At 65.0% G+C, this 15,259-nt stretch carries 18 protein-coding genes; 11 read left to right on the top strand and 7 right to left on the bottom strand.

The window, feature by feature from the left end; translation table 11 throughout:
* The first annotated feature begins 176 nt into the window (after nucleotides 1-176).
* The 7 genes from ACH13J_RS12430 to ACH13J_RS12400 are packed head-to-tail and all read left to right on the top strand — an operon-like array spanning nucleotide 177 to nucleotide 5,617.
* On the top strand, nucleotides 177-878 hold the full coding sequence (locus tag ACH13J_RS12430; protein WP_397543657.1) for a response regulator: 702 nt from the start codon (nucleotides 177-179) through the stop codon (nucleotides 876-878).
* A 24-nt stretch (nucleotides 879-902) separates the two neighbouring features.
* Complete coding sequence (locus tag ACH13J_RS12425; RefSeq protein ID WP_397543656.1) at nucleotides 903-2,585, top strand: ATP-binding protein; 1,683 nt, start codon at nucleotides 903-905, stop codon at nucleotides 2,583-2,585.
* 3 nt (nucleotides 2,586-2,588) lie between these two features.
* On the top strand, nucleotides 2,589-3,047 hold the full coding sequence (locus ACH13J_RS12420) for an HPr kinase/phosphorylase (protein WP_397543655.1): 459 nt from the start codon (nucleotides 2,589-2,591) through the stop codon (nucleotides 3,045-3,047).
* A gap of 14 nt (nucleotides 3,048-3,061) precedes the next feature.
* Nucleotides 3,062-3,997: an RNase adapter RapZ gene (rapZ, locus tag ACH13J_RS12415; protein WP_397543654.1), complete on the top strand. Its 936-nt coding sequence runs from the start codon at nucleotides 3,062-3,064 to the stop codon at nucleotides 3,995-3,997.
* Nucleotides 3,994-4,386, top strand: coding sequence for a PTS sugar transporter subunit IIA domain-containing protein (locus tag ACH13J_RS12410; protein WP_397543653.1), 393 nt, complete (start codon nucleotides 3,994-3,996; stop codon nucleotides 4,384-4,386). Before rapZ ends, ACH13J_RS12410 begins: the two co-directional genes overlap by 4 nt.
* Nucleotides 4,387-4,416: 30 nt before the next feature.
* A complete protein-coding gene (locus ACH13J_RS12405; protein ID WP_397543652.1) occupies nucleotides 4,417-4,695 on the top strand; it encodes an HPr family phosphocarrier protein in 279 nt (92 codons plus the stop codon).
* A gap of 31 nt (nucleotides 4,696-4,726) precedes the next feature.
* On the top strand, nucleotides 4,727-5,617 hold the full coding sequence (locus tag ACH13J_RS12400; protein ID WP_397543651.1) for a 1-acyl-sn-glycerol-3-phosphate acyltransferase: 891 nt from the start codon (nucleotides 4,727-4,729) through the stop codon (nucleotides 5,615-5,617).
* A 14-nt stretch (nucleotides 5,618-5,631) separates the two neighbouring features.
* Here ACH13J_RS12400 and ACH13J_RS12395 read toward each other — a convergent pair whose 3' ends face one another.
* Nucleotides 5,632-6,507 carry a 3-hydroxybutyryl-CoA dehydrogenase gene (locus ACH13J_RS12395; protein ID WP_397543650.1) on the bottom strand — a complete coding sequence of 292 codons (876 nt, stop codon included), beginning with the start codon at nucleotides 6,505-6,507 and terminating at the stop codon, nucleotides 5,632-5,634.
* Nucleotides 6,508-6,697: 190 nt separating this feature from the next.
* On the opposite strand from ACH13J_RS12395, the gene ACH13J_RS12390 reads away from it, so the two are divergent.
* A complete protein-coding gene (locus ACH13J_RS12390; protein ID WP_397543649.1) occupies nucleotides 6,698-7,528 on the top strand; it encodes a DUF6473 family protein in 831 nt (276 codons plus the stop codon).
* 51 nt (nucleotides 7,529-7,579) lie between these two features.
* Here the strand turns inward: ACH13J_RS12390 and ACH13J_RS12385 are convergent, their stop codons facing one another.
* From ACH13J_RS12385 to ACH13J_RS12360, 6 genes are all read right to left on the bottom strand, one after another.
* Nucleotides 7,580-8,509 carry an FAD-binding protein gene (locus tag ACH13J_RS12385; protein ID WP_397543648.1) on the bottom strand — a complete coding sequence of 310 codons (930 nt, stop codon included), beginning with the start codon at nucleotides 8,507-8,509 and terminating at the stop codon, nucleotides 7,580-7,582.
* A complete protein-coding gene (locus ACH13J_RS12380; protein WP_397543647.1) occupies nucleotides 8,509-9,267 on the bottom strand; it encodes an electron transfer flavoprotein subunit beta/FixA family protein in 759 nt (252 codons plus the stop codon). Before ACH13J_RS12380 ends, ACH13J_RS12385 begins: the two co-directional genes overlap by 1 nt.
* 166 nt (nucleotides 9,268-9,433) lie before the next feature.
* Nucleotides 9,434-10,006 (bottom strand): cob(I)yrinic acid a,c-diamide adenosyltransferase, encoded by a 573-nt coding sequence (locus tag ACH13J_RS12375; protein ID WP_397543646.1) that lies wholly within the window; start codon nucleotides 10,004-10,006, stop codon nucleotides 9,434-9,436.
* 1 nt (nucleotide 10,007) lies between these two features.
* Nucleotides 10,008-10,217 carry a twin transmembrane helix small protein gene (locus tag ACH13J_RS12370; RefSeq protein WP_397543645.1) on the bottom strand — a complete coding sequence of 70 codons (210 nt, stop codon included), beginning with the start codon at nucleotides 10,215-10,217 and terminating at the stop codon, nucleotides 10,008-10,010.
* A 94-nt stretch (nucleotides 10,218-10,311) separates the two neighbouring features.
* Nucleotides 10,312-11,139 carry an SDR family oxidoreductase gene (locus ACH13J_RS12365; RefSeq protein ID WP_397543644.1) on the bottom strand — a complete coding sequence of 276 codons (828 nt, stop codon included), beginning with the start codon at nucleotides 11,137-11,139 and terminating at the stop codon, nucleotides 10,312-10,314.
* Between the two features lie 25 nt (nucleotides 11,140-11,164).
* A complete protein-coding gene (locus ACH13J_RS12360; protein ID WP_397543643.1) occupies nucleotides 11,165-11,767 on the bottom strand; it encodes an SH3 domain-containing protein in 603 nt (200 codons plus the stop codon).
* A gap of 133 nt (nucleotides 11,768-11,900) precedes the next feature.
* Between ACH13J_RS12360 and ACH13J_RS12355 the strand changes: the two genes are divergently transcribed.
* From ACH13J_RS12355 to ACH13J_RS12345, 3 genes are all read left to right on the top strand, one after another.
* Entirely contained in the window at nucleotides 11,901-14,324 is a 2,424-nt protein-coding gene (locus ACH13J_RS12355) for a DNA topoisomerase (ATP-hydrolyzing) (protein ID WP_397543642.1), read from the top strand.
* An 85-nt stretch (nucleotides 14,325-14,409) separates the two neighbouring features.
* The gene (locus ACH13J_RS12350) at nucleotides 14,410-15,033 is read left to right on the top strand and encodes a hypothetical protein (RefSeq protein ID WP_397543641.1); all 624 of its coding nucleotides are present in this window, start codon (nucleotides 14,410-14,412) and stop codon (nucleotides 15,031-15,033) included.
* A 127-nt stretch (nucleotides 15,034-15,160) separates the two neighbouring features.
* A partial coding sequence (locus ACH13J_RS12345) for a GTP-binding protein (protein WP_397542489.1) occupies nucleotides 15,161-15,259 on the top strand: 99 nt, incomplete at its 3' end.

Here is a 15,259-nt window from a genome sequence, read left to right as displayed (position 1 = left end):
GGGATCGCCCGGTGCCGTGCAGGTGAAAGTGGGGCAATTTAGCCGATTATAAGAAATTTCGGCACGAAATACCCCTGTCAGGATGGCTGATTCGGAGTTTGGGATTGATTGCAAAGGGCAAAAAGGCGCATAATCGGCGAAAAAATGGCAGACAGAGCAGTTGAAGGAAATCTCACATGTCGAAGATCGCCCTTGTGGACGATGACAGGAATATCCTGACATCCGTCTCCATGACGCTCGAGGCCGAGGGCTTCGAGGTGGATACCTACACGGACGGCCAGCAGGCGTTTGACGCGTTTTCCAAGCGGATGCCGGACATGGCCGTGCTCGATATCAAGATGCCGCGCATGGACGGCATGGACCTGTTGCAGCGGTTGCGCCAGAAAACCTCGATGCCGGTCATCTTCCTGACCTCCAAGGATGACGAGATCGACGAGGTGCTCGGCCTGAGGATGGGGGCGGATGACTACGTCAAGAAACCGTTCTCGCAGCGCCTTCTGGTCGAGCGGATCCGTGCGCTCCTGCGCCGTAAGGAAGCCGATGCCGGCGGTATCGTCGCAGAAACCGAGGACAGCAAGGTGATCGAGCGCGGCGCGCTGCGGATGGATCCGCTGCGCCACGCGGTGACGTGGAAGGGCGAGGACGTGTCGCTCACCGTCACGGAGTTCCTCCTGCTTCAGGCGTTGGCACAGCGCCCCGGTTTCGTGAAGAGCCGGGACCAGTTGATGGACGTGGCCTATGACGACCAGGTCTATGTCGACGACCGGACCATCGACAGCCATATCAAGCGGCTGCGCAAGAAGATGCGGATGGTCGACCCGGAGTTCTCGGCCATTGAGACGCTCTACGGGATCGGCTACCGTTACAACGAGGAATGAGTGGGGCCCGCCGAAAGGATAGACGTGCGCGATCAGTCATTATCGGACGATGATGGCGTCGTTCTCGGAGATGACTTCGTAGCTCCGGAAAACGTGGTCGATGAAGAGGTTCGTATCCGCCGCAGGAAGCGGGGATACATCTCGCGAAGCGGGGCGTCGATCACGCGCAAGATCGTCACCTTCAACCTGATCGCGCTCAATGTTCTTGTCGCGGGCATATTGTATCTCAACTCCTCGCGCGACGGCCTGGTGGACCGCTACGCCGACAGCCTGCGCAGCGAGACCGCGCTCATCGCCGATGTCTTTTCCGCCAACCTGCCCACCACGGCGCCGGTCAACCTTGTCACCGGGGACGGGATCGACGTGGAAGCCACGCTCGAAAAGCTGAGCTTGCGCCCCGGGACCGAGGTCTACGTCTTCGACACGCAGGGGCGGCTTGCCGGCCAGGTCGCCCGGCCGGCCGGGCCGGAGACGCGGCACGAGAACACGTATATCACCGATGCGATTTCCTGGGCGTGGGAGCAGATCTCGGCCCCGTTCTCGGCAGGGTCGGAGGCCGCGGCACGCGAGCCGGTCGAGGCGCAGGTGCGTGCGCTGGCCGACGAGGCGCTCAACGAGGGCGTGACGGTCCGCCGGGGCCAGCAGGGTGACAGCCCCATATTTCTGGTTGCCGCGCCGGTGGAGCGCGGCGCGTCCCCCGTCGGGGTCGTCGCGCAGGCGAGCGTGAGCGGCGAGATCGATCAACTGGTCCGGCTGGAGCGGGAGCGGGTGTTGCGGATGTTCCTCATCGCCACGCTCGTTTCCGTCGGGCTCAGCCTGATCCTTGCGTCAACGATCTCCAACCCGCTGGCCGAACTGGCGGCGGCGGCCGAGGTCGGCAGCGCCCGGAACCGTCGCCAGGGCAACCAGGGCGGACGCATCCGCATCCCCGACCTCACGGCGCGGCCCGACGAGATCGGGCGTCTCAGCGGGGCCCTGCGCGGCATGGTCGGGGCGCTCTACCACCGTATAGAAAGCAACGAGCAGTTCGCCGCGGACGTCGCGCACGAGATCAAGAACCCGCTTGCCTCGCTCCGCTCGGCCGTGGGCACCATGCGCGTGGCCAAGCGCGAGGACCAGCGCAGCAAGTTGCTGGACGTGATCGAGCATGACGTGCGCCGCCTGGATCGCCTGGTCAGCGATATTTCCAACGCGTCCCGGCTGGACGGGGAGCTGGTGAAGGAAGAGCAGGACGCGTTCGACCTGATCGGCATGCTGAGCAACCTGTCGCAGTATCTTGGAGAGGAGGCGCAGAAGAAGGGTGTCGAGTTCATCACCGATTTCCCCAAGGAGCCGATCGTCATCACCGGCCTGGAGGGACGGTTGGCGCAAGTCTTTGTCAACCTCATCACCAATGCCATCAGTTTCTGCGAGGAAGGTGACGCGATCCGGCTTTGGGCGCGCAAGCGCGAGAACCGCGTCGTCGTGGTGGTGGAAGACACCGGCCCGGGTATCCCTGAACAAGCACTTACCAAGATCTTCCAGCGGTTCTACTCGCAGCGGTCCGAAAAGGAATTCGGCAACAACTCGGGCCTCGGCCTGTCGATCTCCAAACAGATCGTGGAGGCGCATGACGGTGTCATCTGGGCCGAGAACATCCGGCCCACGGACGCCGACGTGACATCCGACCCGCTTGGCGCGCGTTTCGTCGTGGGCCTGCCGGTCTGACCGATGGGGCATGGTCCAGAGCCTGCAGTGTCCGCCACGCCCGATGGCGCGCTGACCGTGCATGCCTCCTGTGTTTCGTTCGATGGGAGGGGCGTGCTCATTCGGGGTCGCTCCGGCAGCGGGAAATCCGCGATGGCGTTGCAGCTCCTGGGGCTTGGTGCGGCCCTTGTCGCCGATGACCGTACGTGCCTTTGGCGGGAGGGCGGCGCGCTTTTTGCCGGTGTGCCGGAGCGCATCCGCGGCCTGGTCGAGGCGCGCGGTGTCGGGCTTCTGAACATGCCGTGCGAGGCGCCGGCACGTGTCGAGCTGCTTGTCGATCTCGACACGCACGAAACCGAGAGATTGCCGCCCCGCCGCGAAGCGCGGTTGCTCGACGTCGTGTTGCCGCTTGTGGGAAATCCGGGCGGCCCCCATTTCCCGGCGGCGATCCGGACTTATGTGATGCATGGAAGGTATGCCTGAAGGGTGCCGTGGCGATGACCCAGACCACTGCGCAACATCCGCTGGTGCTTGTCACCGGGCCCTCCGGGGCCGGTCGGACGACGGCCATTCGCGCGCTCGAGGACCTTGGATACGAGGCCATCGACAACCTGCCGCTATCGCTCTTGCCGCGCCTGCTGGATGGTCCGGCGCCGGACAAGCCCCTTGCCCTCGGGATCGACACGCGCAACCGCGATTTTTCCACTTTCGGGCTGGTTGACGCGATCGACCGGCTGGGACGGGCGAGTCCAGTGCCGCTGCAGGTGCTGTACCTGGACAGCAATGACGAGGTCTTGCTGCGCCGGTTCTCCGAAACACGTCGCCGCCACCCGATGGCACCGGCGGAAACCCCGGCTGACGGCATCGCGCGGGAATTCGACCTGCTCGAGCCGGTCAAGGCGCGCGCCGACGTGCTGATCGACACCTCCGATATGTCTCCACACGACCTGCGGTCGGAGCTGGCCCGCTGGTTCGCGCCGGACGGACAGGCCCCTCTGGCCGTCACGGTGCAGTCGTTTTCCTACAAGCGCGGGCTTCCGCGCGGGCTGGACATCGTGCTCGATTGCCGTTTCCTGCGGAATCCGTACTGGGACGAAACGTTGCGCGACGGCGATGGGCGCGATTCGGCTGTGGCCGAGCATGTGCGCGCCGACGCGCGCTTTGCCGGCTTCCGGGACCGGGTGGCCGAGATGGTGCAACTGCTATTGCCGGCCTACGAGGAGTCCGGAAAGGCATATCTTGCCATCGGTTTCGGCTGCACCGGCGGCCAGCATCGCAGCGTCGTGATGGCCGAAACCCTCGCCGGGGCCCTTGCGGATTCCGGCTGGCAGGTGTCTATAAGACACCGTGAACTGGAGCGACGTGATCGTCATGCCGACACGCCGCGCCCGGATCGCGAAAACACAGTAACGCAAGGGGACGACACCCGGTGATCGGCATCGTGATCGTGGCGCATGGCGGTTTGGCCCGCGAATACGTGAAGGCGATCGAGCACGTGGTCGGCGCACAGTCGGGGCTGCGCGGCATCACCATTGAAAACGATTGCGACCGCGTTCTGAAACAGGCCGAGATATGCGCGGCGGCCGACGAGGTCGATACCGGCGGCGGGGTCGTGATCGTGACGGACATGTTCGGCGGCTCGCCTTCCAACCTGTCGCTGAAGGCGTGTCAACCTGATGACCGCCGCATTCTCTACGGCGCGAATCTGCCGATGCTGATCAAGCTGGCCAAGAGCCGCCATCTTGGCGTTGCGGAGGCGGCCAGAGCCGCTATGGATGCCGGTCGCAAATACATCGACAGCCACAACGTGTCGACCGACTGAGCAGGGACAGCGGGAAGGACGAGGAACGTCATGGGAGACACCATTTCACGACAATTTAGGATCGTGAACGAGAAGGGCCTGCACGCGCGCGCGGCGGCCAAGCTCGTCGAGGTCGTGGAAGGGTTCGACGCCACGGCGGAAATCAGCCACGAGGGTCAATCCAGCGGCGCGGACAGCATCATGGGGCTTTTGATGTTGGCAGCGTCGAAAGGAAAGACTATTGACGTGCGGGCGTGGGGGCCGGACGCTGAGGCCTTGGCGGACGCGGTCGAGGCGCTTGTCGCCGACCGTTTCGGCGAAGAGATGTGAGACCTCGGCGCGACTGCAACGCGGGACGGGAATGAACCAGGTGGCGGACGGCACGAAGGATCAGGCCCGGGAAATTCCCGGCGAGACGGTTAACTTTACCAAGTATGACCGCCGCAGTCTGACCTATGCCAATTCCTTCGACACGCCGGCGGCCGCGTTCACCATCCGGGCGATAGAATGGTTCACGGGAAAACTGACCATTCTCAAGATGATTCGGCAGTTCGAGAAACGCGGCGCACCGACCGGGCAGGCATTCTGGCGGGCGGCGCTCGACACGATGGGAATCCCGCTGGAGACGCCGCAGGAGCAGATCGACAACATTCCTGCCGACGGCCCGGTCGTGGTGGTCGCAAATCACCCGCACGGGCTTGTTGACGGGATGATCCTTGCCGACCTGATCGGGCGGCGCCGCACCGATTACAAGATACTCACCCGCGCCTTGCTGACCGGTATCGACGAGGTGGCGGCCTCCTACATGATCCCGGTTCCGTTCCCGCATGAGCCGGATGCGCAGCGCAAGTCGGTGGAGATGCGGGCCAAGGCGATGGCACACCTCAAGGAAGGGGGGGTCGTCAGCGTCTTTCCGTCCGGCGTGGTGGCCTCATCCGACAGCCTGTTCGGCCCCGTGATCGAGCGGGAATGGAACGTGTTCACCGCGCAGATGATACGCCGCTCCGGCGCCACCGTTGTCCCGATCTATTTCCCCGGTGCGAATTCGCGGATTTACCAGATGGCGAACTGCATTTCGCCGACCCTGCGCCAGAGCTTCCTGCTGCACGAGGTGGTGCGAAGCTGCAATCACCCGCAAAAGCCGGTCGTCGGCGCGCCCGTGGGCGAGGACAACATGGAACTGCTGCACAGCGATCCGCGCGGCTTCATGTCGTGGCTGCGCGACCATACGCTGGCACTGGGCGAGGGTTAAACGCCGCCCGGTCGTCATCGCGTGGGAACCGGCGTGTCACCGCGATAGTCGTAAAAGCCGCGCCCGGCCTTGCGCCCGAGCCATCCCGCCTCGACATACTTGGTCAGGAGCGGGCAGGGGCGATACTTGGTATCAGCCAAGCCGTCGTGCAGGACGTTCATGATCGCAAGGCAAGTATCCAGTCCGATGAAGTCTGCCAGTTCCAGCGGGCCCATCGGATGATTGGTTCCCAGCTTCATCGACGTGTCGATGGAGGTTACGTTGCCCACCCCCTCGTAGAGGGTGTAGACGGCTTCGTTTATCATCGGCATCAGGATACGGTTGACGATGAACGCCGGGAAATCCTCGGCGCTGGCCGCCGTCTTGCCGAGACGCGCCACCACGCCATGGCAGATTCTGAAAGTTTCCTCGTCGGTGGCGATGCCGCGAATCAACTCGACCAGCTGCATCACCGGGACCGGGTTCATGAAATGGAATCCCATGAACTTCTCGGGGCGATCGGTACGGCTGGCCAGCCGCGTGATCGAAATGGACGAGGTGTTGGACGTCAGGATCGTGTGCGGCAAGAGATGTGGCACGAGATCCTCGAAAATCGCCTGCTTGACGGTTTCGCGTTCGGTCGCGGATTCGATGACCAGATCGGTGGCGCCCAGATCGGTCAGCGTGAGGGTCGGGGCGATCCGGTTCAGCGCGCCGTCCATCGCCGCCTGTTCCATCTTGCCGCGGCTCACCTGCCGCTCCATGTTCTTGCGGATAGTCTGCAGCCCCGTTTCGATCGCTTCCTCGCTGACATCGTTGAGCAGGACATCGTAACCGGCCGCGGCCATTACATGCGCGATCCCGTTGCCCATCTGGCCCGCGCCGACAACACCCACCTTGCGGATTTCCATTCGCTCGCCCCGTTGCTGATTGCCCCGACACAATAGGCATCGCCGCCGACGGGCTGCAAGGGGCGCACGCGACGCGGCGGACGCTCAGCGCCCGGCAGGAGGGCGAAAAGTCGCGGAAAAATTTACGTTTAGCGGTTTCTCAACCCGACTGCCGGACAACCCCGACCGGGTGAGAAAAATGGGGGGTATCATGACCTCTGCGGAAACTGGACAGAGCGTTCCGGATTTCGACCAGTGCAGCTATGACGGCTCGCGGCTGATCTTCCGGGGCCCGCGCAAGCCGCTGGACGGGGATTTCATCGCTTGCCTTGGCGGTACGGACACGGTCGGGCGGTTCATCCCGGCGCCGTTTCCAGACCTTCTGGAACAGGCGACGGGCATCACCTGCGTCAACTTCGGCTGGCCGAATGCCGGGATCGACGTGTTCGCCAACGACACAGCGCTCATGGACTGCGCGGCGCGGGCGCGGTTGACCGTGCTCCAGGTTCCCTGCGCCGTGAACATGTCGAACATGTACTATCGCGTGCATCCGCGCCGCAACGACCGCTTCCTCAGGGCGACGGACGCCCTGCATGCCCTGTTTCCCGAGGTCGACTTTACCGAGTTCAGTTTCACGCGGCACCTGCTTGGGCATCTCAGGGACGTGTCGCCCGAGCGTTTCGCCTATGTCCGGCGCGAACTATCGGCGGTATGGACGCAGGGCATGCGCAGGCTGATCAAGGGTATGGGCAACCCGCTCGTACTGCTCTGGCTGTCGGCCCGGTCTCCGGACGCCGGCATCGACCGGCCCGGTATCCATGCCGACCCGGCGCTGGTGAGCCGCGACATGCTCGAATCGCTGCGCGCCGAGGTGCACGCGATCGTCGAACTGAACCTCGGCGAAGAAGCGCGCGGCGCGGATATCGGGCCGGCGCGCTCGCCGCAGGAGCGGCGCGCCGCGCGTAAGCTGCTTGGTCCCGGCGCGCATCGCGCCGCCGCCGAGGCCCTGTCGCCCGTCGCGACGGCCGCGCTCGCCCAATGAAAAAGGCCCGCCAATTGGCGGGCCCTTGCATGCGCCACTTGAATGGCGGGATCAGCCGAGTTTCTCGGTGAGCTCCGGCACGGCATCGAAGAGATCCGCCACGAGACCGTAATCCGCCACCTGGAAGATCGGCGCCTCCTCGTCCTTGTTGATGGCGACGATGATCTTGGAGTCCTTCATGCCCGCAAGATGCTGGATCGCGCCCGAGATCCCCACCGCGACGTAGAGATCCGGCGCCACGACCTTGCCGGTCTGGCCGACCTGCCAGTCATTGGGGGCGAACCCCGAATCGACCGCGGCGCGGGAGGCGCCGACGGCTGCGCCAAGCTTGTCCGCCAGTTTCTCGATGATCGCGAAGTCCTCCTCGGAGCCGACGCCGCGACCGCCCGAGACCACCACGCCGGCCGAGGTCAGCTCGGGCCGGTCGCTCTCGGCAACCTTGTCCTCGACCCACTCCGACAGGCCGGGATTGTCAGTGGCCGAGGCCGTCTCGACGGGGGCGGCGGCCTGCTCGCCCACGGCGTCGAAATTGGCCGTCCTGATCGAGACGACTTTCTTGGAGTCGTTGGACTTGACCGTCTGGATGGCGTTGCCGGCATAGATCGGACGTTCGAATGTGTCGGCATCCACCACGCCCGAGACATCCGAGATCACCATGACGTCGAGCAGCGCGGCAACCCGCGGCAGGACGTTCTTGGCATCGGTCGTGGCGGGCGCGACGATGTGGTCATAGTCAGCGGCGAGGCTGGCGATCAGCGCCGCCGTAGGTTCGGCGAGGCGGTGGCCAAGCGACGCGTCCTCGACGACCAGCACCTTGGCGACGCCCTCGATCTTGGCCGCGGCCTCGCCCGCGTCCGCGGCCTTGGCCCCGGCGCACAGCGCGGTGATGTCGCCAAGGTCCTTTACGGCGGCGACGGCCTTGGCGGTTGCGTCAAAGCTCAGTTCGCCATCGGTGACTTCTGCAAGAAGAAGAACAGACATTACACGGCTCCCGCTTCCTTGAGTTTCTCGACAAGCTCATCGACCGAGCCCACCATTTCACCCGCCTTGCGCGCGGGCGGCTCGCCCGTCTTGACGACCTCCAGCCGCGGCGTGACGTCCACGCCGTAGTCCTCGGCGGTCTTTTCCTCCAGCGGCTTCTTCTTGGCTTTCATGATGTTGGGAAGGGACGCGTAACGCGGTTCGTTCAGCCGCAGGTCCACGGTCACGATCGCGGGCATCTTGACCTTGATGGTCTGCAGGCCGCCATCAACCTCGCGAGTGACCAGGGCGTGGCCGTCCTGGATGTCCAGCTCGGAGGCGAAGGTGCCCTGCGACCAGCCCATCAGTGCCGACAGCATCTGCCCGGTGGCGTTCATGTCGTTGTCGATCGCCTGCTTGCCCGCGATCACGAGCCCCGGCTGTTCCTCGTCGATCACGGCCTTGAGGATCTTGGCCACTGCCAGCGGCTCGATATCCGTGTGCACGTCATCCGCCGCCACGACAAGGATCGCACGATCCGCCCCCATGGCCAGCGCGGTGCGCAGTGTTTCCTGCGCCTGCTTGACGCCGATGGATACGGCGACGACTTCCTCTGCCTTGCCCGCCTCCTTGAGCCGGATCGCCTCTTCCATCGCGATCTCGTCGAAGGGGTTCATCGACATCTTCACATTCGCAAGATCGACCCCCGATCCGTCCGATTTCACACGGACTTTCACGTTGTAGTCGATCACTCGCTTGACAGGTACGAGCACCTTCATACGTCCGATCTCCCTTAAAGTGGATGAGCCGCCCGGCGACTCCTCTCATCGTTCTCCAGCGCGTTGATATAGATTTGTGACATGGGGAAACAGAGCAAAATCGTCACGTCCTGCCCCGGGGGCGTCGTGTTTTTCACCCCCGCGGGCATTTAAGCGTCCCGTCCCGTCACCGGTTCGCGCCCGGCACCCACAGCACGTCGGCGCTTCCGTTATCGTTGGCGATGCGGGAGGCTACGAAAAACCAGTCGCTGAGACGGTTCAGATAGGTCACCGCCGCAGGGTTCACGTCCTCGACCGTGGCCAGCTCGACGGCGTGCCGTTCGGCCCGGCGCGACACGGTCCGGCAGAGGTGCAGATAGGCGGCAAGTTCCGATCCGCCGGGCAGGATGAAGCTGCGCAGCGGCTCCAGCTCGCCGTTCATCGCGTCGATCTCGGCCTCGAGCCGCTTGACCTGTCCCTCGCTGACGCGCAGCGGCGTGTATTCCGCCTCGGCGTCGCGGTCCATGTCCGGGCGGCACAGATCGGCGCCCAGATCGAAGAGGTCGTTCTGGATTCGCGCCAGCGCCTGATCGCTTTCTCCGCTGGATCTGAGGCGCGCAAGACCCACGGTGGCGTTGACCTCGTCGACCGTGCCGTAGGCGACCACGCGCATGGAATGTTTTGCCACGCGGGCGCCGTTCCCGAGCGCGGTTTCCCCCGCATCGCCGGTCTTGGTGTAAATCTTGTTCAGTACGACCATGTCATTGCCCCCCTTGGCGCCGGATGAAAACGAAAAGCAGGATTAGCAGCACCGCGATGAATTGCGCGATGATCCGCCAGCGCATGAACTTGTTCGCCCGCTTGCTGCTCTCGACCCCTTCCTTGCCGAAGGTGCTGATGCCCAGGGCGAGTATGACGGCCACAGCGCCGCAGGCCAGCGCGACTATGATGAATAACGGATCATCGAGCATCGGGAGCACCTCCGTTGAGACCACTGCGCCCATGTAGAGCGGTTGGCGGGAAAGGCGAAAGCGAAAAAAACCGCCTGCTCTTGCCGCGACGGTTTCAGCCTTTGGATATGAGCCAGTCGAGCGCCCGGGTCGGCAGCAGCCGGCGCAGCGCGCCCATGATATGGGTTGGCGTGGTCACGTAGTATCGCGGGCGGGGGCGTGGCGATTCGAGCGCATGAACCAGCTTTTGCGTGACCGCCGAGGCGGGCAGTTCGAAACGGTCGGGGCCGCGTTCCTCGTACAGCCGATGCAGCAGCGATTCGTACTGCGATGCCCGGGCCGAGTTGCGCCAGTCGATCCAGCGTTCGAAATGCGGGATGGAATTGGCCCGTATCTTCGATGTGACGGGACCGGGTTCTATGGTGACGACGTGGATGCCGCTGCCGCGCATTTCTATGCGCAGCGCGTCGGTCAGCCCCTCCAGCGCGAACTTGGTACAGGCATAGGCCCCGCGCCATTGCATGACCACCAGACCGAGCACCGACGAATTCTGCACGATCCGGCCATGGCCCTGCTCGCGCATGACGGGGATCACCTGCCGCGTGAGTTCATGCCAGCCGAAGAGGTTCGCCTCGAAGATGTTCCGGAGGGCATCTGTCGGCAGGTCCTCCACGGCGCCGGGGCAGGCGAAGGCGCCGTTGTTGAACAGCGCGTCCAGCCGTCCGCCCGTGGCGGCAAGCACCTCCTGCAGGCCCGCCGTGATCGTCGCGCTGTCCTCGTAGTCGATCCGCGGGCTTTCGAAGCCCTCGTCACGCAGCCGCGCACAATCCTCGGCCTTGCGGCAGGAGGCAAACACGCGCCACCCCCGTCGCCGCAGCCCGTGCGCCGCGTCATGGCCGATGCCCGAGGAGCACCCGGTTATCAGGATACTCTTGCCGCTCATGTTCCGGACATGCCCGCTGCCGCACTCATCGCGGCCGCGTGACCAGCCACTCGGCCAGCCATCCGCTCTGGTAACCGTCCAAGAGCTGCACCTTCAGCCAACCGTGGCCCGGATCCTCGACCACCGCCACCTCTGTTCCCTTGGTCAAGCGGGTTACCGTGTCAAAGCTGAGCCCCGGCCCCGTGCGCAGGTCCACCATGCCTTCCTTGACCCATCGAAGCTGTTCATCCTCGAAACGCGCCTCGCCTATCGCCGCGGCGATCGCGGACTCGATGGAGGCGTCGGTTTCCGGCTTCGGGCTGACGTCCTCCAGTTCAAGAAGTTCGGCCTTGGGGCGGCTTGCCTCGCCAGCCAATATGCCGATGCCATCGGTGCGTGCGGTGGCGAGGGTGACCGACACCTGCTCCGTCTGCGTCTCCGCCTCGTTCAGCTGGTCCATCAGGGCTTCCACCTCGGCAAGGGTTTGCGCCCCGGGGGCCGGTGGCCCGGTTTCCGGCCGCGCCTTGGGGCGGACGAGATCGGCCCGCGCCTGGATCGAGTTGGGCGCAGGTTCGTATCCGGCCCCGCCGCTGAGCTCGTAAAAGGTCAACGCGAGCACGGCAAACGAAATCACCAAGAAGCGCCACATCGCGTGTTTTCACCCCAAGCCTGGCCTCAGACCGCAGACAGTACACGATTCGCCCGGTGGCATCATGGGAAAAGCACGGGCCGCGGGGGCTCGGCGCTTTACGTGGCCAATCGGCACGGCTATCTCATGATCCATGAGTGATTTGGTCGACGACCCCGACATGGACCCGCAAGCCGTGTCCGAACCGCTGCGCCGGGCTATCGGGGAGCGGTATCTGACCTATGCGCTCTCGACCATCATGCACCGGGCCCTGCCCGATGCGCGGGACGGTCTGAAACCGGTGCACCGCCGGATTCTCTTTGCCATGCGCGAATTGCGGCTGAATTCGACCGGCGGTTTTCGCAAGTCGGCCAAGATCGCCGGTGACGTGATGGGCAACTACCACCCCCACGGCGATGCCGCGATCTACGACGCGATGGCGCGTCTCGCGCAGGATTTCGCGGTCCGCTACCCGCTCGTGGACGGGCAGGGGAATTTCGGTAACATCGACGGCGACAACCCCGCCGCCAGCCGCTACACCGAGGCGCGCATGACGCCCGTGGCCGAGGCCATGCTGGAGGGGCTGAACGAGAACGCCGTCGATTTCCGCGACAACTATGACGGAACGCTGACCGAGCCGGTCGTGCTGCCGGCGTCCTTTCCAAACCTGCTGGCCAACGGGGCCAGCGGTATCGCCGTTGGCATGGCCACGAACATCCCGCCGCACAACATCGGCGAACTGGTGGATGCCTGCCTGCACCTGATCAAGACGCCGGACGCCCGTGACGATACGCTGCTGAATTACGTGCGAGGCCCGGATTTTCCGACCGGCGGGGTCATCGTGGAGCCGCCCGAAAGCATGGCGCAGGCTTATCGCACGGGGCGGGGTGCGTTTCGCCTGCGCGCCTCTTGGGAGGTCGAGCAGCTGGCCCGCGGCCAGTGGCAGATCGTGGTTACCGAAATCCCCTACCAGGTGCAGAAATCCAAGCTGGTGGAGAAGATCGCCGAGCTGATCCAGACCAAGAAGGTGCCGATCCTCGCTGACATCCGAGACGAGAGCGCCGACGACGTGCGCATGATCCTCGAACCGCGTTCCAAGAACGTGGACCCCGAGGTGCTGATGGGAATGCTGTTCCGCAACTCCGATCTCGAGGTGCGCATCTCGCTGAACATGAACGTGTTGATCGACGGCGTCACACCCCGGGTCTGCTCGATGAAGGAGGTTCTGCGCGCCTTCCTCGATTTCCGGCGCGAGGTGCTGATCCGGCGCGCGCGGCACCGCATGGGCCGGATCGATTACCGGTTGGAGGTGCTGCAGGGGCTGATCACCGCCTTCGTCAACCTCGACCGGGTGATCGAGATCATCCGGTACGACGACGACCCGAAATCCGCGCTGATGTACGAGGACTGGAGCATGGCACACCAGTCCACCCTGACACGCGCCGCCGACGAATCCGGGTATCACTCGCCGCTGGCGGGTGTGGACGTGGCGGCACTCCGGCTGGTGACGGACACAGAGGCAGCGGCGGGCGGCGTCCTTGCCGAGAGCGCGCCGGACAGGGAAACGCCGCGCATGTTCGAGGGCCGCGAGAACGGCCTGTCGACGGTGCAGGCCGAGGCGATACTCAACATGCGCCTGCGCAGCCTGCGGCGGCTGGAGGAAGAGGCGTTGCTGAAGGAGCGCGACGCGCTGATGGCCGAGCGCGCCGAGCTGGAGGATCTGCTGGACGACGAATCCCTGCAATGGGGGGCCATCGCCGACCAGCTGCGCAAGGTGAAAAAGGATTTCGGCAAGGACTGCGAGGGCGGTGCGCGGCGCACCCGGATCGAAGAGGCCGGCGAGGTCGAGGACGTCCCGCTGGAGGCGATGATAGAACGCGAGCCGATCACCGTGGTCTGTTCGAAAATGGGATGGATCCGCGCAATGACCGGCCATATCGACCTTGGCCGCGAACTGAAGTTCAAGGACGGCGATGGCCCCCGGTTCACCTTCCACGCCGAGACGACAGACCGCCTGATCGTGTTTGCCAGCAACGGGCGCTTTTACACGATCAGCGCCGCCAACCTGCCCGGCGGGCGCGGCATGGGCGAACCCCTGCGCCTGATGGTCGATCTGCCCAACGAGGCCGACATCGTTTCGCTGTTCATTCACCGGCCGGGGCGCAAGCTGCTGGTGGCGTCCTCGGCCGGGGACGGCTTCATCGTCAACGAGGACGAAGTCGTTGCCCAGACCCGCGGGGGCAAGCAGGTGCTCAACGTGCGGGGCGCGGCGCGCGCGCGGCTTTGCAAGCCGGTTGCGGGGGACCACGTCGCCTGCGTGGGCGAGAACCGCAAGGTGCTGGTTTTCCCGGTTTCCGAGCTGCCGGAGATGGGACGCGGCAAGGGCGTGCGCCTGCAGCGTTACAAGGATGGCGGGCTGTCCGACGCGACCACCTTCAATCTCGTCGACGGGCTGAGCTGGAAGGACCCGGCCGGGCGCACGCGCACCGAGACCGACCTCGCCGAATGGATGGGCAAGCGCGCGACCGCCGGGCGCATGGCGCCCCGCGGGTTCCCCCGCGACAACCGTTTCACCTGAGCTGCCGGGGCGTGACGCGGCAAATCGTTGCGCGCCCGGCGGGCCTGCGCTATCGGGGTGCATGATCCTCGGGAAAGGTCGTGCGATGCCGCGCTTCGCAGCTCTGCTTTTCATCCTGTTCGGCCTTTCCGCCTGTGCCGTGCCCGGTGATGTCGACGGCCCGCCCGCCGAACTCGGGGATTTCCGGCTCGGTCACAACGTGGTCGTCGCACCCAATCTCGTGAAAGGCCCGGCCTCGCGCGAGGCCAGCCGCGAGGAATGGATTGCCGCGATGACGTCTGCAGTGGAGGCGCGTTTCGGCCGGTACGAGGGCGGCGGGCTCTACCATCTGGGGATCAGCGTGGAGGGCTACGTGCTGGCGGTGCCGGGGGTGCCCGTGCTGGCGGCGCCGAAATCGGTCCTGATCCTCAAGGTCACGGTGTGGGACGATGCGGCGGGCCGCAAGCTGACGCCGAAGCCACGGCAATTCACCATCCTCGAGCCCTTGACGGGCGACGCCGTCGTTGGGTCCGGACTGACCCAGACCAAGCAGGAGCAGATGCAGGTTCTCAGCCGCGCGGCCGTCCGCCGGATCGAGAGCTGGCTGCAGGAACGCCACGCGGAGGAAGGCTGGTTCACGGTCCGCGAACCGGCCGGCGGGAGCGGTGCGACCGGGGCGCAGGAGCCGATCGAAAGCGCCGAACAGGCCGCCCCGCCCGGGGCGTCCTGACACGTGCATTGCGACCGTCCCGCGGGCCGCATGAAGTGCTTGATTTCCCCTGCATGCCAAAGTAGATGCGCGCGGAGTATGCAGCAGGGCCGCGCGGCCCACCAACAACCTGAGGGCGCCCCGAGACATGGCAAAGGAAAAGTTTGACCGTTCGAAACCGCACGTGAACATTGGCACGGTTGGTCACGTTGACCACGGCAAGACGACGCTGACGGCGGCGATCACG

Source organism: Roseovarius salis, assembly GCF_044472985.1.
GTDB lineage: Bacteria > Pseudomonadota > Alphaproteobacteria > Rhodobacterales > Rhodobacteraceae > Roseovarius > Roseovarius salis.
Note: the sequence above shows the minus strand (reverse complement) of the source record. Positions and strands in the feature narration are given on the sequence as shown.